Source organism: Actinoplanes sichuanensis, from assembly GCF_033097365.1.
Taxonomy (GTDB): Bacteria; Actinomycetota; Actinomycetes; order Mycobacteriales; family Micromonosporaceae; genus Actinoplanes; species Actinoplanes sichuanensis.
Window position 1 is genome coordinate 12081178 of record NZ_AP028461.1, and the last position, 20308, is coordinate 12101485.

Here is a 20308-nt window from a genome sequence, read left to right on the forward strand (position 1 = left end):
GACAAGGAGGTCGACCGCAACGACCGGCCGACCGTCCTCTGACGCCCTGCCGTCGCCTCACCCACCCGGCGAGGCGACGGCAGGTGCATTGTTCTTCGCCTTCGGCCGTCTTGCTCAGCGGGTTGTGCGGTTCGCGTGGTCTTTGGGACCATTTCCCGACTGTGACCGACGCCATCCGGATCGGGAAGGAGCGGCGTGGCGCGAACCGACCCTCAACGGAATGAACGGTTCCGCGTGGCACGCGCACGGCTCCGGCTCACCCGGCAGGAAGTCGCAGACGCGGCAAACCAGTATCTGACGCCTCGCCACTCCTTGAACGACAACGATATCGGCAAGATCGAAAGAGGCGTGGTTACCTGGCCAGGGTCCGAACGGCGCGCAGCGCTCAAGAAGGTTCTCGGCGCTGCAACCGACGCGGATCTAGGTTTTGTCAATTCACGTGCGACCTTCACCGGATCGGCGGTTGCCGCGCAGCGCATTGAGCATCTTGCTCGGTCGGCAGATTCCCTCTTGGCTGCACGATTCGATGAAATTGGCGTACCGGAAGGGACTGATCCGCTTGCAGCCTTCGCTGCTGGCGGGCCTGTGAGCGGGCCATGGCTGGTCTTGCTGGACAACCTCGCATCCATCGCTGAAAACCTGGGGTGGAACGCGGTCCGGCCGTTGGCAGCCAAGCAGATGCAGAGCCTGGAAGCACTTCGCCGTCAGGATTCCGCGTTGGCAGAACCCCTCGCCGTCGCGGATGCCCGATGGTCGGAGTTCATGAGCTGGATCTGCGCAAACAACGGCGTTCCCGGCGATGACTGGCTGCGCCGAGCCCGCCACCGCGCGGAAGCCGCCGGCAACGCCGTGGTGACGGCGTACGTGCTCATGAGGCAGAGCCAGCAAGCGCTCGACGCCGCCGACCCCACCTCCGCGGTGGCCTTATCTCGCAAAGCGCTGCGATACGGCCCCCTACCGACTCGCACTCAAGCGCTGTGCCTGACGAGGTTGGCCGAAGGACTGGCACTGGCTGGCAACGAGTCAGGTCTGGAGGCTCTGGAGATCGCCCACCACAACGTGAAAGCCGCTTCAACCTCGCCTGAGGACCACATCTCCCGACACTGCGACACGCGGTACATCGACGGGATCCGGGCCCGGTGTCACTACCTGCTGGGAAACCATCACGAAGCAACGGCACTCCTGACGGATGTCCTGGCGGACGAGCAGCCGGCAGGATCCATTGACCGCGGGATCTGGTACGCCTACTTCGCGGAAACGCAGGCACCACGCCACCCCGAGAAGAGCGCTGAGGCAGGGCTGAAGGCGCTGGCACTGTCACGAGCGGCGGATTCCGCCCGGGTCACGCAAGCTCTGCTCACCGTCGCTGTGACGTTGAGAGCACATCGTGGACTTGACCTCGTCGACAGGTTCCTCCAACAGCACAGCGCGGCCGTTGCCGCCCAACTGTCAGTATCGGAATCATGGACTTGATCACCCTCGCCACCACGGCGGACATCCGGGACCGCCGGCCAGAGATCGCCCTTCTGCCCGTCGGCAGTTTCGAGCAGCACGGCCGGCACCTTCCCCTTGCCACCGACACGATCGTCGCCTCAGCCATAGCCGATGGCCTGGCAGCGGTGTACAACGTGTTCGTGCTACCCCCTATCACCATGTCGTGCTCGCACGAGCACGCTGCATGGCCAGGGACCATCAGCTTGAGCCACCGCACCGTCAGCGCGGTCATCGAGGACGTGGTGGTCAGCCTCACCGCTCAGGGCATCGGCAAACTGGCGATCATCAGCGGCCACGGCGGCAACTATTTCCTCAGCAACGTGGTCCAGGCCGCGAACGCGGTGACACCCAAGTCCATGACTCTGTTTCCGAGCCGAGACGACTGGCGGAAGGCACGTCAGGATGCCGAACTCGAGACGGACGACCATGAAGACATGCACGCCGGCGAACTCGAGGTGTCCATCTTGCAAGCAGTCGCGCCCGGAGCCCTGCGTGACGGCTTCGAATCTGCCGATCATCGGTCAAACGCGCGGCCTCACTTGTTGATCGAAGGCATGGCTGCCTACACGAGCAGCGGTGTGATCGGCCGCCCCTCAGCCGGGACAGCGGAAAAAGGCAAGGCGATTCTGGGCAGCCTCGTGACCTCTTTCGGTGAGCACCTGCGCCAGCTGACCGTATCGTGACGGCCGGCTCGGTCGAGGTCCCCTGCGTCGACACGCCGAACTGCCGTTAGGGCCGCCGCCGGCCGGGCGCCGGAGGATGCCGAACAGATCGATGCCGATGATCACTATGCGGTCCGACCGCTGTCGTGTTTCTGCAGTTCACGATGAACTTCGCCGCGTAGATTCCCCATAGATTCCCACCAAATTCCCCCTTGGATGGCGTTCCCGCCCTCGTCCGGTTGCCGGATGGTGGAGGAACACAATGGCGATCGATGCCGCCGGAAGAGCCGGCGTAGGTGCGCTGAGGTGCACGACGCGGCCAGAAGCGATCCGTCGTCAGGGTGTAACAGGCACGCCCATCCATAGGAGGTCGTACAGCCGTGACGTCACCAGCGCTATCCCTCGACGCGGTTACGGACAACGGCCGCGTCGCTTCTCGCCCGGTGGATCTGGAGGGCGCGACGGCCGCTGCGGCTCAACTGCTCTCCGCTCTCGGCCTGGACATGGACAGCGACCATCGCCGAGACACTCCCGCCCGGATGGCTCGCGCGCTGACCGAGATGCTGAAGGCCCCGTCGTTCGAGCCGACCACCTTCGATAACGCGGGCGGCTACGACGAGCTCGTGGTCGTGGATCGGATCCCGTTCTTCAGCCTCTGCGAACACCATGTGCTGCCGTTCATCGGCGAGGCCACGATCGCCTACGCCCCGAAGGACCGCATCGTCGGGTTGTCGAAGCTGGCGTGGGTCGTTCAGCTGTATGCCCGACGGCTGCAGACCCAGGAAGCCATGACACAGCAGATCGCGGACTGGCTCGTGGAACAGCTGGACCCGAAGGGGGTCGGTGTCCGCCTTCGCGCCGAGCACCTGTGCATGAGCCTGCGCGGCGCCCGGGCCATCGGTGCAGTCACCGACACCACGACCAACAGAGGAGTTCTGGCTGACGACCCGGCCCGCCGGGAGGAATGGCAGCGCCGGCTGTCGTCGTAGCCCATCACCTCTTTCAGGACGAGGAGCACCTCCGTGGGACACAGGATCGGCAAGAGCTTCACCTTCGAGGCTAGCCACCAGCTGCCAGGGCTTCCCGAGGGCCACAAGTGCGGTCGCCTGCACGGGCACAGCTACACCGTCGAGGTCACGCTCGTCGCCGACGACCTTGTCGAGCCGGGTTTCGTGACCGACTTCGGTGACCTGGCGCCGTTCAAGGCGCATCTGGCCGAAGCGTTTGATCACCGCCATCTCAACGAGGTCATGACGGTGGCACCGACCAGCGAGAACCTCGCCGAGGTCTTGGCGCAGTGGTTCATCACCGAACTCGAGCCCGCCATTCCCGGCAACCTGTTCGCCCTCCGTGTCAGCGAGACTGCGTCCTCGTGGGCCGAATTCCGGCCGGAGAGAGCAGCATGACGGACCTCCTGCCTACTTCGAGGTCGACGCTGCGGGTCGCCGAGCTGTTCGGGCCCACCGTGCAAGGTGAGGGGCCTTCGGCCGGGCAGCGGGCACTTTTCGTGCGGCTGTCCGGGTGCAATCTCGACTGCGGGTGGTGCGACACCCCGTACACCTGGGACTGGGATCGCTTCAACCGCGAGGAGCAGACCACCGAGATGGCCGTCGCTGAGGTGGCGAGCTGGGTGGTCAGCCAGGACACCGACTTGGTGGTTATCACCGGGGGAGAGCCGCTGGTGCAACAGCAGCGCCTCGGCGCCTTGGCGGCTCAGCTGGCCGGCGCGGGACGCCGAGTGGAGGTGGAAACCAACGGCACCATCGCGCCCGACGAACGTTTGATCGCTGCCGTCGACACATTCAACGTGTCACCGAAGCTGAGCGGGTCGGGAGTGCCGGTGCACCGGCGCCTGCGGCCGAAGGCGCTGCGGGCGCTTCGTGACTGCGGCAAAGCCGTGTTCAAGTTCGTCATCACCGGGCCGGCCGACATCCAGGAGCTGGTGGAGCTACAAGCCGAGCTGCCCCTCGGCCGGATCTGGGTCATGCCCGAGGGCACCACTGAAAGCGCGGTTCTCACCGGGATGCGCAACCTCGCCGCGCCGGCGCTGGCCAACGGCTGGAACCTCAGTCCTCGGCTGCACGTGCTGCTGTGGGGTGACGAGCGTGGCCGCTAAGGGCCCACCGATCCTGCTGCCCTGGCAGGAACTCGTCGCCAGAATCCACGACACCGCGGTCAACGTCAGCAGTGACGGTGTTCCCGACGTGGTGATCGGCATCCTGCGCGGCGGCATGATTCCCGCGACGGTGTTCGCCCATGCTCTGGCGGTGCGGACCGTCCGTGCCGTGGAGGTCGTCCACACCGTCAGCGACGACATGAACGCGGCCAAGACGCCTGCCCCGCAGGTGTCGAACGTGGCAAGCCTCGGCGACCTATCCGGCCTGGACGTACTCATCGTCGATGACATCGCCGGCACCGGCGACACGATGGCCTACACCGCGCAGCTGGTTGCCGCAGCAGGCGCCACCCGCGTCCGCACTGCGGTCTGCATCGTCAACGCCGCCAACTGGCGGCGTCCGCAACCCCCCGAACAAGCGCTGACCTACATCGGCGCCACCGTCGAAGGATGGGTGATCTTCCCGTGGGAGAACCGATGACCATCGCCACCAGCAGGGAAACCGACAACCTGCATGCGCGCACCCTGACGCGTCCGGGTACCCCGATGATCGGCCCGTACTCGGTGAACCAGATGGACGACCTCTACACGGCGATCCCCGCCGGCGAGGTCAAGGCCTCCGGGATCATGAATCTCGCTCAACGGCTGTATGTCGCCGAACGCGTTCAGCAGGGCGCGAGGCTGGTGGACATCTGCTGCGGGCGAGGGCTGCAGCTGCCGACGCTGTACCGGTACGCCCCGGGCTTGCAGCAGTACGTCGGCCTGGACGTGGCTGCGGCGAACCTGGCGGAGGCCACGGACCGGATCGCCCGTCTGGATGATCACTACGGTGCCCGGCTGTTCCCGATCGAGCTGGTCGAGTGTGACGTGGCCGCGCCGTGGCCGGCCGAGGCGGTCGGTGACGGGTTCGACGTCGCCGTCTACACCTCCGCGCTGGAGCATCTGCCGCGCGAGCTGGCCGTCGCCAGCCTGCGGCACGCCGCGGCCGCCCTGCGGCCCGGCGGGGTGTTGTACCTGTCGACGCCCGAGACGCCGGGCCTGCCGCCGCGGCCGCTGCAGTACCGGGTGCACGTCTACGAGTGGAACAGTGCCGAGCTGGAGCCCGTCCTGGCCGAGTGCGGCCTGGTGGTCGAGGAGAAGGTCGGGCAGCTGTCGCCGCCCGCGGACCAGGTCGCCGCGGCACTGGCCGAGAGATTTGGCGACGGTGCCCGGCAGTGGTATCAGCGGCTGCGCGAGACCGTGTCGCCGGCGCTGCTGGACACGGTGGCCGCCGCCGCCATTCCGGACGCGGCGATGGAAGTGATGTACGTGTGCCGGCGTCCGGCATAAGGCCCGCTTCGGCGCCGGCGAGCATCGACAGGCTCCCGGCGCCGGTAGTCGACTTTCCGCGCGACGACGACCTCGATGGCCGGTACCGCTGTACGGCGTCCGGCCTGAAGGAGAACCGAGTGTCATGACCGGAGTCACCCTGCTGTGGGCGCTGCGCTCCCCGTGCAATCTGGGCTGTCTTTACTGCTACTTCGGCACCATCGAGGAACATCGTGAGACACCCCCGGACCAGGTCGGCGTGCTGTCACACCTGGCCCGCACGGACCTCACTCTGGCCGACATCGCCGCGTTCGTGGACACGCTGGCCGGCTCCCGTGTCGAGCGGGTGTTCCTCGCCGGCGGCGAGCCGCTGATCTGGCCTCCGATCATGGACGTGGTGGCGGCGATCAAAGGCGCCGGTGTCGAGGTGGTGCTCTGCACCAACGGCATTCCGCTCAACCGGCCGAACCTGGTCGACCGGATCTTGACTCTGGGCGTGGACGCGGTCTCGGTGTCGCTGGACTCCACCGATGCCGGCTACAACGACACCTGGCGGCCGGCTCGCAACCGCGTCGACGGCCACGCCAGCGTGCTGTCGGGAGTTCGGGCGCTGCTGACCGCTCGCGGCGCCGCTGCCACCCCTCGAGTCGGCCTGTACGCGGTGATCACACGCCAGAACACCGACGACATCCTCTCCGTCGGAGCCCTCGCGGCCGAGCTCGGCTGTGACTACTACGTTCCCCAGCCGATCTCCCTGGAGCTCGACCACCCGCTACACACCGAACTCGCACTGACCGACCAGGACGCCCCCGCCATCGCACGACGCCTCGCCGAACTCTACGAGCAAGTCCCGATCGGGCTGCCCGCCCCTACCTATCCCCGGCAGTTCCTCGACACGATCAGCACGGAGACTCCCGGCACGGTCACCGGCTGCTTCGGCGGCACCGACCTGTTCTTCGTCGAACCGGACGGCAGCGTCTGGGACTGCCCCTCCGGCCTCAAAATCCGTGCCACACCGCCTGACCGGCACCGCAACATCCGCGGCACGACTGCGGAGGCGCTGTTCGGGCGCGGCGGTGCGTGCGCCGACTGCTCCTTGTACTCGCGCGACTGCGTCAACATGTGGCCGCTGACCGACTTCCAGCGCTTCCTGCCCTCGGCCGGAGTCCGGTCATGACCGACGCCCCGAAACTCACCGAGGACCTGCAACGCCTGCTGGCCACGATGCCGGACCCGACGGCCAACGCGCAGGTGACCGCCCTGGAGTCCGAACTCGCCGACCGGCTCGGCGTCCGCCACGCCATCGCGGTGTCCTCCGGCACCGCGGCCCTGCACACCGCGCTGGTAGCCCTGGGTATCGGGCCCGGCGACGAGGTTCTCGTACCGGCCTTGACCGTGATCATGTCGGTTGCGCCGGTCATCCACGTCGGCGCCCGCCCGGTCTTCGTCGACTGCACACCGGACGGCACCGACGTCGACTACACCGACCTGACCGCCAAGCTCACCCCTGCCGTCAAGGCGGTGCTTCCCGTCCACCTGTGGGGCCGCACCGGCGAACTGCCCCGGCTCCGGCGCTGGGCCGACGAGCACGGTTTGCCGGTGGTTGAGGACGCCTGCCAGGCCCAAGGCAGCCACACCGGTGATCGTCCCGCCGGGACCGGCAGCACGATCGGCTGCTTCAGCATGAAGGACGGCAAGGTGCTGTGGTGCGGGGAAGGCGGCTACCTGCTCACCGATCATGATCGGTACGCGGCCGCCGCCCGCACCTACCGTTCCCACGGCCTCCCACCGCCGCCGCCCGGCTACCGGCCCCGGGTCGCGCACAACTATCGGCTCGCCGAACCGCTGGCGCTGATCGCCCGCGCCAACCTGGCCCGGTTCGACGAACTCCTGGCCCGGCGTCAACAGCAGGCAGCGCTGCTTCGCGACCTGCTGACCGGCGCCTCGGGCGTGCAACCCGTCGACGCGCCCGGCCACCGGTGGAACGGCTACAGCTTCCTCGCCGAGATCAGCGTGCCGCAGCCCCGCGCGTTCTGTGAACACCTGGCCGGCCTCGGCGTACCCAACAGCGTGGGCACGTTCCGCCTGGTGCCGGCGGACCGGCGCCCCGAACTTGCTTCTTTCGCCGCATCACCGTGCGGCAACGCCGCCGCGGTGATCGACCGGACCCTGGCGGTGATCCTCACCGACCACGACGACGACCACCGCATCGCCGGATACGCCCACACCATCACCAGGGAGGTTCGCGCATGGTGTCCGCGCGACTGACAACCGACGACCTTCTCCAAGGCACGGCCGCGGTGATCGTCGACTGGGACGGCACCGTCGTCGACAGCCAGGACGCCAACTTCGCTGCCCTGTCCGCGGCGCTACTGCCGTACAGCGTGAGCCTCGACCGGCCCTGGTACGAGCAGCACGTCGGTCTGTCGATCGCCGAGCTGCTGACCGAGATCGCCGCGATCCATGGCGACCTTCCCACCAGCACGATCATCGAGGCCAGCCGGAGCCGGCTCCTGGCCAGCCTCGACCAGCTCCAGCCCATCGCCGCCACCATCGAGCTGCTCGATGCGGCCACCGACCGGGGCTTGCCCTGCGCCGTCGCGTCCGGAGCGGCCCGGGTCCTGGTCGAGGGCGGTATCCGGGCCCTGAATCTCGCCCACCTGTTCACGGCCACGATCACCCGCGAGAACGTCGTGCGCGGCAAGCCGGCACCCGACCTGTTTCTGCACGCTGCCGGCGTACTGGCCGTCGACGCGCGTCGTTGTCTCGCCGTCGATGACGCGGCCGACGGTGTCGCCGCCGCCCGCGCGGCCGGCATGCGTGTGCTCACCGTGCGGCAGGGCCGGCTCGTCCCCACGCACGTTCCAGCCGTCGTGGCGGACCCGTCGTGAGCCGAAAAGCCGGCACCCGTGCTGCAGCCGAGGGCGCCGGCCAGCGGCGGGCTTGCCCGAGTTGGTTCGTCGCTGAGGCCATCAACCTGTCCGCCGTCTGCAGGGGGCCTGCATGATCGCCTCAGTACAGGCTGGTCCGTTCCGGGTGAGCGTCGAGGGTATTAACGGCGTGGGGAAGACGAGCGCCGTCCAGAAGGCGGCGGCTCTGCTCGGCGCTCGCGGGGTCCTGCTTGACGAGCTCACCGACCAGGTGAACGACGTGCTGTTGTCGAGGGTGATCGCCGCGTTGAGCGGCACGGGTGACCCGTTCCTGCGGACCGGTCACCCGGTGGTGGAGACCCTCGCCTTGCTGGCGCTGCAGGTACGCAAGACCGAGCGCCTGGCGGGGCAGTACCTGGCGGGTGTCGACGTGATCATCGAGGACCGCGGTGTGGACTCCGTCGCCGTCTACCAGGCCGCCATCTTGTGCTCTGGATACCCGGCGGCCCGGCCGGAACAGGTGGCGCGCCGCATCCTTGCCGATGCCCGGCGCTGGTGTGGCCTTCCCGATAAGACGCTCCTGCTCACCGGTGACCCGGAGGTGTGTACCCAGCGCTTCGGCCATCGCATCGAGCGGCCTCTTTCTGCTGAGGATGCCCGCCTGATCACCGAGATCGACCGGCTGTACCGGGTGATGGCCGACGACGACCCCGAGCGCTACATCGTCCTCGACGTCGCCGACCTGTCACCCCAGGAGACCGCCGGTGTGGTGCACCAGACCGTGACCGGGCTCCTGGAACGGCGACGGCACATCCCTGCCATGAGGAGACCCTCCGCATGACCGCTGTTACGGAACTGTCCCGGTGCACCCGCGGCACGCTGGTCTCCGTCGAAGGGGTCACCGGAGTCGGAAAGACCTACCTGACCCGCCATGCCATCGACCTGTTGGACACCACGCCGTCGCTGCTGGAGGAATTTTCCGCGCGCACGGACACCCCACCGGACTTGAGCTCAGCGCTGCTGCGGGCTCTGCGCGAAGCCAGCGCCGGCGATCCCTTCCTGCGCGGTGGCACACCCATGGCCGAGGCACTGGTGCTGCTGGCCATCAAACGACACGATCTCGACTCCGTCATCGCTGAACTCGCCGGCGGCCGTCCCGTCATCGAGGGCCGCGGCGTCGACAGCACCGCCGTTTGCCAAGCCGTCCTGCTGCACCCCGACGACCCGGCCGCCGCCCTCGCGATGGCGACCGCGCTGCTGAGGTTGGCGGCGTCCTACCGCCCTCTGCCGGACCGCACCATCCTCGTCACCGACGACCCTCACCGGGCGATCACCCGCGCTCAGCGCCGCGATCAGTGTGTCTTCACCGACGAGCAGGCGACCTTCATGCGCTCCGTGTGTGCCCTCTTCGAGCAAGTAGCAACCACCGATCCCGCACGCTACCGCGTCGTGGATCGGCGCACCCTCGGAGAACACGACGCCACACGCCTCATCGGCTCGTTGATCCAGAACACGGACGTCGAGCTCACCTGCGTCAGCGAACCGTGGCAGGGCCCGCAGGCCCCATGCATGTACTGCGGCCGGCCTCAGCAGCATCCCCTCACCGGCGACTGAGTCCCTCGAAACCGAGGAGCGTTATGCCCGTCCTGCACTCCACGAAGAACCTCGAGATCGTCGAACCTGCGACGGCGGACCGAACCGGCGTGGGGATCTTCGAGTACACCGACCACTACACCGTCTTCCACTACGGCCGGATGCCGGATCCGATACCCGGTAAGGGCGAAGCGACCTGCCGCATGGCCGTCTTCAACTTTCGGATGCTGCAAGCCGCCGGTGTGCCCACCCACTTCCGGCGTTTCCTTCCCCCGAACCAGATCGAATTCGACCTGGCGCGGCTACCCGAACCGGGGACCGGCCGACTCGCCGACAACACTCTGATCCCCGTGCAGGTCCTGGTCCGTAACGAACTTCCGCAGGGCAGCTCTGTGCATCGCCGGCTCGCCAGCGGAACGCTCACCCTCGACGAGGTCGGGCTTACGGATATGCCGAAGGTCGGTGAGCGCTTGCTGCAACCGCTGGTCGAGTTCGCCACCATGTTCGAGCCCGTCAACCGGTTCGTCGGCCGCTCCGAAGCCGTCCAGCTGGCCGGTCTGAGCGCGGGGCAGCTTCGCGTCATGAGCGACATCACGGTCAAAGCCAACGAGGTGCTGGCCGGGCACGCCGAACGGGTCGGCCTGACCTTCTCTGACGGCAAGGCCGAGTTTCTTTCGACGAACGACGAGCGCATCGTGCTGGCTGACAGTCCCGGCACCCCGGACGAGGCTCGCCTGTTGTTCAGCGGCGTCCATTGCGGCAAGCAGGTTCTGCGGAACTGGTACGTGAACAACGGACTCGAGGTACCCACGGGCCGGCTGATCGCCGAGGGTGTTCCCCGGGACTTGTGGCCCGAGCCGGCACCCCTGCCCGCAGCCTTCCTGCCGGTGATGTCGGACCTGTATCGGTCCCTGAGCGAGGCGTGGACAGGTGAACGGCTGTGGAACGCGCCCAGCCTCGACGACGCCACCCGCGCGGTCACCGAGGTCATCGGCCGGTGAGAAGCAAGGGGACCAGCCGCCGATTGCAGAGAACCTGCATCGCTGGCCTCAACGCCGCCAGCGTCGAGGCAGGACGGACGGCGGTGAGCGGATGGGTGGCCTGACCGACGACGAGGCCTTCCGCAAGACGACGTTCGTGGTCATCGATTTCGAGGCCACGACACCCACCGGGTCGCCGGCTCAACCGGTCGAGGTCGCCGTTCTCGCGCTGCGTTACGACGGTGAATGGCGGGAGACCGGGCGCGGGACCTCACTGATCCGGCCGCCCGCGTTCGCCCCGGTGACACCGGCGTTCACCGCTCAGACGGGGCTGACTGCCGCGGAGCTGGAGGCCGCGCCGACCCCGGCAGAAGCGCTGGGTGCGCTGGACCGCCGCTTCACGGCCGGCACGTCGTATCTGCTGGTGGCTCAGCACGCCGCCACCGAGGCCAACCTGATCTACCACCAGCGGCAGCACTGCCCGGCACTGGCCCGCATCAACCTGCTGGACACGATCCCGCTGGCCAAACGCTGCGTTCCCGGGCTGATCAACTACCGGCTGGACACGCTCCTTGCGTACTTCGGCATCGCCCAGCCGGTAGACCGCCATCGGGCACCAGCAGACGTCGCCGTCACCGCGCAGCTGTTCCGCCGGCTCATCGCTGTGGCGCACGACAACGGTGAAGTCGACAGCCTCGCCGGACTCGTGAAGATCGCGGGGCGGGCGGCCCAAGGCAACGCGCCCGTGCAGGAGGAACTGTTCGAGATTGCACCTCAGGAAGCTGAGTAGCGCGTGAGCCGAGAGGACGGTGCGACCGTGACGGACGACACCCCGCTGGAGCATGAAGAGGTTCCGTTCTGGTTCGACCCGCTGTGTCCCTGGGCCTGGATCACCTCGCGGTGGCTGCTGGAGGTCGAGCAGGTCCGGCCCGTACGCGCGGACTGGCGCATCATGTCGCTGGCTTACCTTAACCTCGAGCAGCGCGAGGGCAAGGGTCTCAGCGAGGACTACCGGGCGCTGATGGAGCGGGCCTGGGGGCCGGTGCGGGTGTGCGCGGCCGCCGTCGAACAGGCCGGTCCTCAGGTGCTCGGTGGCTTGTACACCGCCATCGGTGTTCGGCTGCACAACCAACGACGCCGCGACGATCCCGCGGTCCTGCCCGAGGCCCTCGCCGACGTCGGTCTTTCCGAGTCGCTGGCCGCCGCAGCGGCCAGCACCCAGTTCGATCAGCAGATCAAGCGATCGCATCATCAGGCGTTCGACGAGGTCGGGCTCGACGTCGGCACACCCGTGCTGCGCATCAGGGGCACGGCTCTCTTCGGGCCCGTCATCACCCCGGCACCGCGAGGGGAGGCCGCCGGGCGGCTGTGGGACGGCCTGACTCTGGTCGCGGGGACCGACGGATTCTTCGAGCTCAAACGCACCCGGACCCGTAAAGCGTCTTTCGAGTGAGCCCACTGGTCGCAGGTGAGGACGCGGCCGACGTGTGTGCGCTGAGCCGCGCGCGAGTCGACCTGACTGCTCAGCGACACTGTGCCGGGCTGTTTCGGCCGGCACAGTCCGGGAGCCGGTCCGGCTCAGCCCATCCGGCCGGAGGGCGCGCACGCGCGGCGGATCCGGGGTCCCACCAGACGCTCGGCCTCGTCGAGCCGGTACCACGCCGCACTCGTCACCTCCGATTCCTGAAGGCTGCCCACATCGCCTGTCGTCGTGAAGGCGTAGCCCAGGTCCAGATGGAAGTGCTCGGGCTCATCTTTCTGGGGTCGAGCAGGTACCCGCCCGAACTCGACATAGACGGGCTCCTGGGATACCGCTACGACCGAGTCGGGGTCGATGCCGGTCTCCTCCGCAAGCTCGCGCACCGCGGCGTCGATCAGCGTCGTGTCGCTCGGCTCAAGATGCCCACCGGGTTGCAGCGGAATCCCGTACGCGAGGTGCCCGACGAGCAGGATCTCCTCCCCGCGCGTCAGCAGCGCGCCGACCGTCACGTGCATGTCGAAATTGCGGCGGGAGGCGAAGTCCTTGCCTCGCGCCAGAAGCTCGACCGGCTCGGCCAGCAGTGTCTTCTCCTCGGGATACCGGTCGAGATAGGCGGTGAGGGCTTCCGCAATCTCCGAGTCAGCGATCGACACGAGACGCCTCCAAGGCAGTCGGATTCAATGCGTTTGCCGGCGCAGCACATGCCTCACACTTTGAGGCTCCGCTGGCCGGCGACGACCGAACCCGGCGAACCTACCGCGTCCGTCAAGCCCGTACACGCACAACGACTTACGTGTTCTGGCGTAGACACCCGGGCGCGCGATCCCGCTATGCGAGTGGGTCACTGCCCGGCACCGTCGGCGTCGGCGCCCCGCACCCGTCGATCGCTGCCCGCCGAGCGCAAGCTCATCAACGTCGATTTGGCCTCGTGGACGCCACTGGCGACCGCTGTAGCCGCCACAGTGGTGAGGCCGGTAGACGTGAGCGGTCTACGACACGCGCTATTCGACCATTTGTGCGAATGCGTTGCCCGGTTAGACGGACTGCGTCGTGTCCGCGACAGCCCGCCACCCCGGGAGGCGAGTACCGATATGGGGGTGACTCCACAACATGCCGCCTCCCTCCCAGTTCTGACGATGCGGACCGCCCGGAAGGAGGAAATGAGCAGGTGAGCGCCGTTGTGGACAAGTCCAATGCCGATCCGAGTATCCCGGCGCAGAGCGGGGGAAAGCCTGCCGAGGCGGTTCTTCCGGAGTTCCGGCGCAGCTGGTGGGAGACCGGCATGCGTGCCCGTGCGGATGCCGGTGTGCTGGGTGTCTTCGCCGAGCTGCCTGGCCTGATCAGCAAAGCGGTGCGGGTGGCGTGGCGCGCCGACCGGCTGCGCACGCTGCTGGTAGCTGTTGCGACGGTGGGTGCGGGCTCGATGGCGGCTTTCGGGCTGCTGGCGACCCAGCGGATCCTGATCGAGTTGTTCGCGGCCGGCCCGACCCCGGACCGGGTGCGGGCGGCGGTGCCGGCGCTGGCGTGGCTGGCCGTGGTCACCGCGATCCGCGGCGCGCTGGGCATGGTCGTCGGGTACGCCCTCAACGGGCTGACACCGCGGGTGCTGCTCGACGTGGAGAAGGAGTTGTTCGCCGACACGACCGCGGTCGAGCTGCGGGCCTTCGACGACGACCAGTTCGCTGAAGGCATGGAGCGAGCGACCCGTGGCACGGAGGCCGCGATCGAGCTAGTGCAGACGGTGATGAACCTGTTCGCGGGCCTGGTGAGCTTGCTGGCGGTCGTCGTCGCTGTGGTGGCCATCCACCCGCTGCTGCTGGTAGCGCTGCTCGTAGCGACCGTCCCTACCGGGTATGCCGCCCTGCGCGCCGGGCACGTCAAGTTCGGCAGTTACCTGGCCTCCTCCACCCGGCGGCGTCGGCAGTGGGTGCTGCAGCGGCTGATGGCCGAACGCGACTCGGCCGCGGAGCTGCGGTCGTACGGCCTGCGGCCGTTCCTGCTCGGCCTGTACGACAAGGTGATGGGCGCACAGGTCGCCGAGGAACTGCGGGTGGCCCGGCGGGTCACCACCACCATGAGTATCGGAGCGACGATCGGCGGCGTCGCGTTGACGGGCGTCTACGTACTGCTCGGTGTGCTGCTGCTCAACGGGCACATCCCGCTGGCCGCCGCGACCACGTGCGTGATCGCGGTGCAGGCGGCACGCAGTTCCCTGTCCACCGTGACCTTCCAGGTCGACAGGGTCTACACCAGCGGCCAGTTCTTCAACGAGTACGTGCGATTCCGGTCGACCGCAGCCCACCATCTCCCGGCCCATGACGCTGACAGCGCCGCCGGCTCTCGGCGGGTGGCGCAGCCCTTGACCGAGCTGACCGTTCAGGGTGTGAGCCTGCAGTACCCGGATCGGGAACGGCCGGCAGTCGACCAGGTGACGGTGACGATCCGGCCGGGCCAGACGATCGCTCTCGTCGGCGAGAACGGCTCCGGCAAATCCACCCTCGCGGCGATGATCGCCGGGCTCCGCGCCCCGACCGCGGGCACACTGCTGTGGAACGGTCACCCCTACGCCGCCTACGACGTCGACGATCTTCGCGGCCGGATCGCGGTCGCCATGCAAGATCATCACCACTGGCCGTTCAGCGCGTCGACGAACATCGCCATGGGTGACATCGGCGCCGACGCCGAACCGGCCCGGATCGAGGCGGCCGCCCGTAAAGCGGCCGCGCACGACATGATCCTGGAGCTGCCGAACGGCTACGACACCCTGCTGGACAAGACCTTCAAGGACGGCTCGGACCTGTCCGGAGGGCAGTGGCAACGCGTGGCTGCCGCGCGAGCATTCCTGCGGGACGCCGACGTCCTGATCATGGATGAGCCGTCGTCAGCGCTCGATCCACGCGCCGAACACGCCCTGTTCCAGGCACTCCGTGACCGGCAGGGCACCAAGACCACCATCCTCATCACCCACCGGCTCGCCAACATCACCCACGCCGACCAGATCCTGGTTCTCCAGCACGGAGCGCTCATCGAAGCCGGCACCCATCGCCAGCTGATGGCAGCCGCAGGCACCTACGAATCGCTGTTCACCCTGCAGGCGGCCGGATACCAGAGCGAACCGTCCGCTGTTGCATCTGATGCCGGTGCCGCATGAACACGCCCGCCGCCGCCAGCGCGCTCGCCCGGCTGAGGCAGGCCCGTACAGCTTGGCTGCATCAGGCACTCGAGGTCTTTTCCGCACACCGGTTCGTGGAAGCGGTGTGGGTCGAAGGTTCACTGGGGCGCGGCGACGCCGACGCGTTCAGCGATGTCGACCTGGTGCTGGCCATCGGCGGATCGGCGCCGCCCTCGGTGTTCGGGGATCCGATCGCAGGGCTGGGACTGCCCGGCCGCGTGTTCTACACCCGCGACAAGCCGAAGAACGCCCCGGCCGGCGGCGCCTACCGGGCGGCGTGCGTCGAGCTGGTGGCGTTGCCGGTCCTGGTCGACCTTTACCTGTGGCCGGCGGCGACGGCCACGATGTCGGCCGCCGCCCGGCGGCTGTTCCAGCGCGGTGACCGGCCACCGCGCAGCGATCTGGCCTTCCTGCCGTTGATCAGTCAGTACCCCAGCGGGGACACCGGAGACAGTGACCCGTACCAGCCACAGACCGTCCTGATGCTGGTGCAACTGGCCGCGAAATACCTCGCCCGCGGCGATCACGAGCGGGAAGCCGCCATCCGCCGGCAGCTGCGCGATCCGGCAGACGCCGGCGATGCCGCCGCGCTACGACACCTACTCGCGGCCCGTGTCGACTCGAAGACGGACTCCTCGCTGCAGACAGCGATCACCGCCGTGCACCGGCTGATCGAGATCGCCGAACACCAGGCCGCGATCGCACCGGAAACCGCGACCTCCCGGTCGGGACTCGCCACGACGACGGCCGGGACACCACCGACCCGACCCGGGACCACCTCATGATCGCCGGTCAGGAGACCCCGCTGCACGCCAATGACGCGCCGGTGCCGGACACGTTCACCGCGCTCGTGGCGACGGTGCACGCGCTGAACATCCGGTTCCCGGACCACAACGGTCCGTTCGAACGGGTGACCCGGCTTGCTGAGGAATCCGGCGAGCTCGCCGCAGCGGTCAACCACGCCGAAGGCACCGGCATCAAGGTTGCCAAGCATGGCCCGTTCGATCCGGCGCACCTGGTCAAGGAAGTGATGGATGTGATGCGCGCCGCGGTGGGGATCGCCGCGCACTACGGCGTAGTCGACGACCTGCGCACGGCGATCACCGACCACTACCAGCGGCACGTTGCCCTGGGTTTGATCGAGGCGCCACAGCCGGGCGGAGATCAGCATGGTGACCGCTGACCGCCGCCCGCCTGCTGGCGCCGAACTGGTGCCGACGTGGCGTGGCAGTGGCCGTCAGGTGCGGCGGCTATGGGCGGCGTACGCGATCTCGCAGGCCGGAAGCGGTATCGGCACCGGCGCGCTGCCGCTGGTGGCGATCCTGCTGCTGGATGCCTCGGACTGGCAGATCTCGCTGCTGGCCGCGGTAGCGGGGATCGCCGGCGCCGCCGCCGTAGTTCCGCTCGGGCCGTGGGTCGAGTTCCACCGCAAACGCCCCGTCATGATCGGCGCCGACCTGCTGCGCGGTGTCACCCTGCTCAGCGTCCCGGTCGCCGCCTGGGCCGGCGGGCTGACCTTCGGCCAGCTGTGTCTGGTGGCCGGCGCGCAGACGATCGGCACGATCCTGTCCTCGGCGGCCAGCACCGCCTACCTGAAGTCGTTGGTGCCCGCCGACCGGCAGGTGCTGGTCAACGCGCGGTGGGAGAGCACCATGTGGACGGCCAGCACCCTCGGCCCACCGGCAGGCGGGATGCTGGTCTCCTGGCTCGGCGCCCTCGCCGCGCTCCTGGTCAACGCGGCCAGCTTCCTGCTGTCGGCGCTCACGCTGGGACGCATCCGGCACCGTGAACCAGCACCCGCCGCCCCGGCGAACGGCCGGCACTCGCTGGCGGAGATGACCGCGGGCTGGCGGCACATCGCCGCGCACCCGCTCCTCGTCCGATTGTTCGGGCATGCCCTCATTTTCGGCGGTTGTATCGTCGCATCCACGCCGCTGATCGCCGTGCTCATGCTGCGCGACCTCGGGTTCAGCCCGGCACAGTACGGCCTCGCCCTCGGAGTGCCGTGCGCGGCCGGGATCCTCGGTTCGGTGCTCGCACCGCGGATCATCGGCCGGGCCGGGTTGATGCCGACGCTGCTGGTCGCCGGGGCCGCCCGCTGCCTGTGGATGGCCGTGATCCCGTTCGCGCCGGCCACGACCGCCGGCCTGGGTTTGATCATCGCTGCGGACACGCTGCTGCTGTGGTGTGCCGGGGTCTTCAACCCGGCGTTCTCGACCTATCGGATGCGGGCGGTCGCCGACGGCTACCTGGCCCGGGTGACCGCGGCGTGGGCGGTCAGCAGCAAGGTCGCCCAGCCCATCGTGATCGCGGCCGCCGGCGTGGCCGCCGCAGCGGTCGGCGCCCGAACGGCGCTGCTCGGTCTGGCCGGTGCGCTGCTGGCCAGCACGATCGTGCTGCCCTGGCGCAGCTGGACCACCCCAGGCCCGGCCGCAGGTAGCGGGCCAGGATCAGCCACGGGGGCACGTCCGTGAGTGACCCGATGCAGCGCGGCCGGTTCGCACGCCCTCACCGGAACGGCGACACCATCGAACGCGCGATCAGTCCCGCTGCAGCCAACGTGCACGCCCTGCTCGCCCATCTCGAGCGGCAGGGTTTCACGTTGTCGCCGCGGCTGCACGCGACGACTGCCGACGGCACCCGCGAAATCCTCGGCTACCTGCCCGGGGACAGCGGATACCCGCCGCTGGCCCTCGCGTGGCGCTCCGAGGAAACCCTGATCTCCGTCGCCGATGCGGTCCGGGATCTGCACGACGCCACCCAGGGATTCGTCGCCCCGGAACCCGAGCGCTGCCACCGGATGGAACTCGCGGTCCCCGCCGTCATCGACTGCATCGGTCACGGCGACCTGGCGCCGTGGAACATCCTGCTCGACGGCACCCGCGTGACCGGCATCATCGACTGGGACACCGCCGGGCCCAGCAACCGCGTCTGGGACCTGGCCTACCTGGCCCACCACCTGGTGCCGTTTCATCCCACCGAGGATCTGGCCGGGTTCGGCTGGGACACCGAACCCGACCGGGCCGGCCGACTGCGGCTACTCACGGGCGCCTACGGACACGACGTCCGGGCCGAGCAGATCGTCGACTTCGCCGCCCTGCGGCTGCTGGCGATGGCCGCGCACCTCGACGACCGCATCCATGCCGCCGATCCGGCCTACACCGTGCACGCCGACGAGGACCATCCCGCCGGATACCGGCGTGCCGTCGCGTACATCCTGGCCCACCGTGCCGAGTTGCTCGGCCAGCCGCCCGCCCGCACCCGATAAAGGAGACCGCACCGGTGAAGCGCATCGCCATCGTCGGCAACGGCGGAGCCGGCAAAACCGTCCTGGCCAACCGGCTCGGCCCCCTGCTGGGCATCCCAGTGACCTATCTGGACGCGCTTCGCTACACCCACACCTGGACGGTGATCCCCGAAGAGGTCTACGCCGCCCGGCAGCGCGAGGTCGTCGACCGCGATCGGTGGATCATCGACGGCAACTCGTTGCTGTCGATGCCGGTGAGGATGGCAGCGGCCGACACGGTGATCATCGTCGATCCGCCGCCGCTGGTGTGCCTGTGGGGGATCCTGCGGCGGCGATGGCGCTACCGGGGCGGACGGCACCCCGACGGCGTGCATGACCGCATCACCCTTGACTTCCTCTGGTACGTGGCCCATCGGTTCCGGCGCACTCACCTGCCGCGCGTGCGGGCCTGCATCGCCGAGCACTTCCGGGGCGATCAAGTCGTGCACCTGACCAGCCATGCGCAGGCCGATCGCTACCTCGACCAGCTCACCCGCCGTACCGGCAGCCCACCATGAGCGAGTCGTCCCCTCCCTGTCGCCGGCCCTACCGCCACGGCCATCCGCATACGCCGATCCGGGAATTGCCGGACACGTCGATATAGGCGCCCGTCGCGTACCTGCCGAGGTCCCCGGGAGCCGCGCACTGCAGGGCCTGCGCCGCTCCGACACCTTGCCGGTGCCCTGTTGATGAAGGAGAGAACACGTTGACTGTCCCGCACCGTCCCGAGCTAACCAGCTTGCCTCCGCAGCATCCGGTGGATGTCTTCCTGATGTTCACCGACGGCGACCGGATTCTGCTGGCGCTACGGGAGGGCACCGGATACCGCGACGGCTGGTGGAACGTCCCGTCCGGCAAGCTGGAACACGACGAGGACGCGCTCACCGGGGTCCGGCGGGAGGCCTTCGAGGAAATCGGGGTGCGGTTCACCGGTGACGAACCCCGCTTCGCCGGCGTCGTGCACCACCGCAACCCTGAGGGACAGGGCCGGGTCGCGCTGATCTTCGCGGCCGAGTTCGATGCGAGCCGCCACGGCGAACCGGTCAACCGCGAGCCGCACAAGTGCGCGGACATCCGCTGGTGGCCGCTCACCGACGAGCTGCCACCGAACACGGTGCCGTACACCGCCGCCGGCATCGAGGTCTGGCGCAACGGCGGGGGACTGCAGATCAGCGGATGGCAAGAGCAAGCAGATCGTGTTCTGCCGCGTCCGGACCGTCACACCACCGCGACCGCCCTTGACCGCGATGAGCCGAAGACCGGAGACACGGCGATGACGAACGACCGCACGCGAGCGACCCCGGGCCGGGCCCAATGATCAGCAACGCGGGACCTGCCCGGCCCGGC

At 68.6% G+C, this 20308-nt stretch carries 23 protein-coding genes; 22 read left to right on the forward strand and 1 reads right to left on the reverse strand.

Translation table 11 applies throughout. The features are described from left to right. The first annotated feature begins 195 nt into the window (after positions 1 to 195). The 15 genes from Q0Z83_RS55330 (at position 196) to Q0Z83_RS55400 (ending at position 12476) form a co-directional block, all read left to right on the forward strand. On the forward strand, positions 196 to 1473 hold the full coding sequence (locus tag Q0Z83_RS55330; RefSeq protein WP_317791590.1) for a hypothetical protein: 1278 nt from the start codon (positions 196 to 198) through the stop codon (positions 1471 to 1473). Further along, positions 1464 to 2177, forward strand: coding sequence for a creatininase family protein (locus tag Q0Z83_RS55335; RefSeq protein WP_317791591.1), 714 nt, complete (start codon positions 1464 to 1466; stop codon positions 2175 to 2177). The genes Q0Z83_RS55330 and Q0Z83_RS55335 overlap by 10 nt, the downstream gene beginning before the upstream one ends. A gap of 359 nt (positions 2178 to 2536) precedes the next feature. After that, on the forward strand, positions 2537 to 3145 hold the full coding sequence (folE, locus tag Q0Z83_RS55340; protein ID WP_317791592.1) for a GTP cyclohydrolase I: 609 nt from the start codon (positions 2537 to 2539) through the stop codon (positions 3143 to 3145). A 33-nt stretch (positions 3146 to 3178) separates the two neighbouring features. Further along, positions 3179 to 3562 (forward strand): 6-pyruvoyl trahydropterin synthase family protein, encoded by a 384-nt coding sequence (locus Q0Z83_RS55345; protein WP_317791593.1) that lies wholly within the window; start codon positions 3179 to 3181, stop codon positions 3560 to 3562. Then, complete coding sequence (locus Q0Z83_RS55350; RefSeq protein ID WP_317791594.1) at positions 3559 to 4272, forward strand: 7-carboxy-7-deazaguanine synthase QueE; 714 nt, start codon at positions 3559 to 3561, stop codon at positions 4270 to 4272. The genes Q0Z83_RS55345 and Q0Z83_RS55350 overlap by 4 nt, the downstream gene beginning before the upstream one ends. Next, on the forward strand, positions 4262 to 4753 hold the full coding sequence (locus Q0Z83_RS55355) for a phosphoribosyltransferase (RefSeq protein WP_317791595.1): 492 nt from the start codon (positions 4262 to 4264) through the stop codon (positions 4751 to 4753). Before Q0Z83_RS55350 ends, Q0Z83_RS55355 begins: the two co-directional genes overlap by 11 nt. Further along, entirely contained in the window at positions 4750 to 5601 is an 852-nt protein-coding gene (locus Q0Z83_RS55360; protein WP_317791596.1) for a class I SAM-dependent methyltransferase, read from the forward strand. The genes Q0Z83_RS55355 and Q0Z83_RS55360 overlap by 4 nt, the downstream gene beginning before the upstream one ends. A 124-nt stretch (positions 5602 to 5725) precedes the next feature. Further along, positions 5726 to 6757: a radical SAM protein gene (locus tag Q0Z83_RS55365; protein WP_317791597.1), complete on the forward strand. Its 1032-nt coding sequence runs from the start codon at positions 5726 to 5728 to the stop codon at positions 6755 to 6757. Beyond that, the gene (locus Q0Z83_RS55370) at positions 6754 to 7848 is read left to right on the forward strand and encodes a DegT/DnrJ/EryC1/StrS family aminotransferase (RefSeq protein WP_317791598.1); all 1095 of its coding nucleotides are present in this window, start codon (positions 6754 to 6756) and stop codon (positions 7846 to 7848) included. The genes Q0Z83_RS55365 and Q0Z83_RS55370 overlap by 4 nt, the downstream gene beginning before the upstream one ends. Then, positions 7830 to 8471 carry an HAD family hydrolase gene (locus tag Q0Z83_RS55375; protein ID WP_317791599.1) on the forward strand — a complete coding sequence of 214 codons (642 nt, stop codon included), beginning with the start codon at positions 7830 to 7832 and terminating at the stop codon, positions 8469 to 8471. The genes Q0Z83_RS55370 and Q0Z83_RS55375 overlap by 19 nt, the downstream gene beginning before the upstream one ends. A gap of 112 nt (positions 8472 to 8583) precedes the next feature. Next, the gene (locus tag Q0Z83_RS55380) at positions 8584 to 9291 is read left to right on the forward strand and encodes a dTMP kinase (protein WP_317791600.1); all 708 of its coding nucleotides are present in this window, start codon (positions 8584 to 8586) and stop codon (positions 9289 to 9291) included. Continuing rightward, a complete protein-coding gene (locus Q0Z83_RS55385) occupies positions 9288 to 10064 on the forward strand; it encodes a hypothetical protein (protein WP_317791601.1) in 777 nt (258 codons plus the stop codon). Before Q0Z83_RS55380 ends, Q0Z83_RS55385 begins: the two co-directional genes overlap by 4 nt. Before the next feature lie 23 nt (positions 10065 to 10087). Continuing rightward, positions 10088 to 11044 (forward strand): phosphoribosylaminoimidazolesuccinocarboxamide synthase, encoded by a 957-nt coding sequence (locus tag Q0Z83_RS55390; RefSeq protein ID WP_317791602.1) that lies wholly within the window; start codon positions 10088 to 10090, stop codon positions 11042 to 11044. A 91-nt stretch (positions 11045 to 11135) separates the two neighbouring features. After that, positions 11136 to 11813, forward strand: a complete 678-nt coding sequence (locus tag Q0Z83_RS55395; RefSeq protein ID WP_317791603.1) for a 3'-5' exonuclease — start codon at positions 11136 to 11138, stop codon at positions 11811 to 11813. Positions 11814 to 11840: 27 nt separating this feature from the next. Next, a complete protein-coding gene (locus Q0Z83_RS55400; RefSeq protein WP_317791604.1) occupies positions 11841 to 12476 on the forward strand; it encodes a mycothiol-dependent nitroreductase Rv2466c family protein in 636 nt (211 codons plus the stop codon). A 125-nt stretch (positions 12477 to 12601) separates the two neighbouring features. On the opposite strand, the gene Q0Z83_RS55405 is transcribed toward Q0Z83_RS55400, so the two are convergent. Continuing rightward, a complete protein-coding gene (locus Q0Z83_RS55405) occupies positions 12602 to 13156 on the reverse strand; it encodes an NUDIX hydrolase (protein WP_317791605.1) in 555 nt (184 codons plus the stop codon). A gap of 629 nt (positions 13157 to 13785) precedes the next feature. On the opposite strand from Q0Z83_RS55405, the gene Q0Z83_RS55410 reads away from it, so the two are divergent. The 7 genes from Q0Z83_RS55410 to Q0Z83_RS55440 all read left to right on the forward strand — a co-directional run bounded on the left by Q0Z83_RS55410 (position 13786) and on the right by Q0Z83_RS55440 (position 20279). Continuing rightward, a complete protein-coding gene (locus tag Q0Z83_RS55410) occupies positions 13786 to 15654 on the forward strand; it encodes an ABC transporter ATP-binding protein (protein ID WP_317797390.1) in 1869 nt (622 codons plus the stop codon). Next, entirely contained in the window at positions 15651 to 16460 is an 810-nt protein-coding gene (locus Q0Z83_RS55415; RefSeq protein ID WP_317791606.1) for a nucleotidyltransferase domain-containing protein, read from the forward strand. The genes Q0Z83_RS55410 and Q0Z83_RS55415 overlap by 4 nt, the downstream gene beginning before the upstream one ends. Beyond that, a complete protein-coding gene (locus Q0Z83_RS55420) occupies positions 16457 to 16858 on the forward strand; it encodes a MazG-like family protein (protein ID WP_317791607.1) in 402 nt (133 codons plus the stop codon). The genes Q0Z83_RS55415 and Q0Z83_RS55420 overlap by 4 nt, the downstream gene beginning before the upstream one ends. Then, on the forward strand, positions 16845 to 18149 hold the full coding sequence (locus Q0Z83_RS55425) for an MFS transporter (RefSeq protein WP_317791608.1): 1305 nt from the start codon (positions 16845 to 16847) through the stop codon (positions 18147 to 18149). The genes Q0Z83_RS55420 and Q0Z83_RS55425 overlap by 14 nt, the downstream gene beginning before the upstream one ends. Beyond that, entirely contained in the window at positions 18146 to 18943 is a 798-nt protein-coding gene (locus Q0Z83_RS55430; protein ID WP_317791609.1) for an aminoglycoside phosphotransferase family protein, read from the forward strand. The genes Q0Z83_RS55425 and Q0Z83_RS55430 overlap by 4 nt, the downstream gene beginning before the upstream one ends. A gap of 14 nt (positions 18944 to 18957) precedes the next feature. Continuing rightward, the gene (locus tag Q0Z83_RS55435) at positions 18958 to 19479 is read left to right on the forward strand and encodes a P-loop NTPase family protein (RefSeq protein ID WP_317791610.1); all 522 of its coding nucleotides are present in this window, start codon (positions 18958 to 18960) and stop codon (positions 19477 to 19479) included. Between the two features lie 239 nt (positions 19480 to 19718). After that, positions 19719 to 20279, forward strand: a complete 561-nt coding sequence (locus Q0Z83_RS55440) for an NUDIX domain-containing protein (protein WP_317791611.1) — start codon at positions 19719 to 19721, stop codon at positions 20277 to 20279. Positions 20280 to 20308 lie beyond the last annotated feature (29 nt).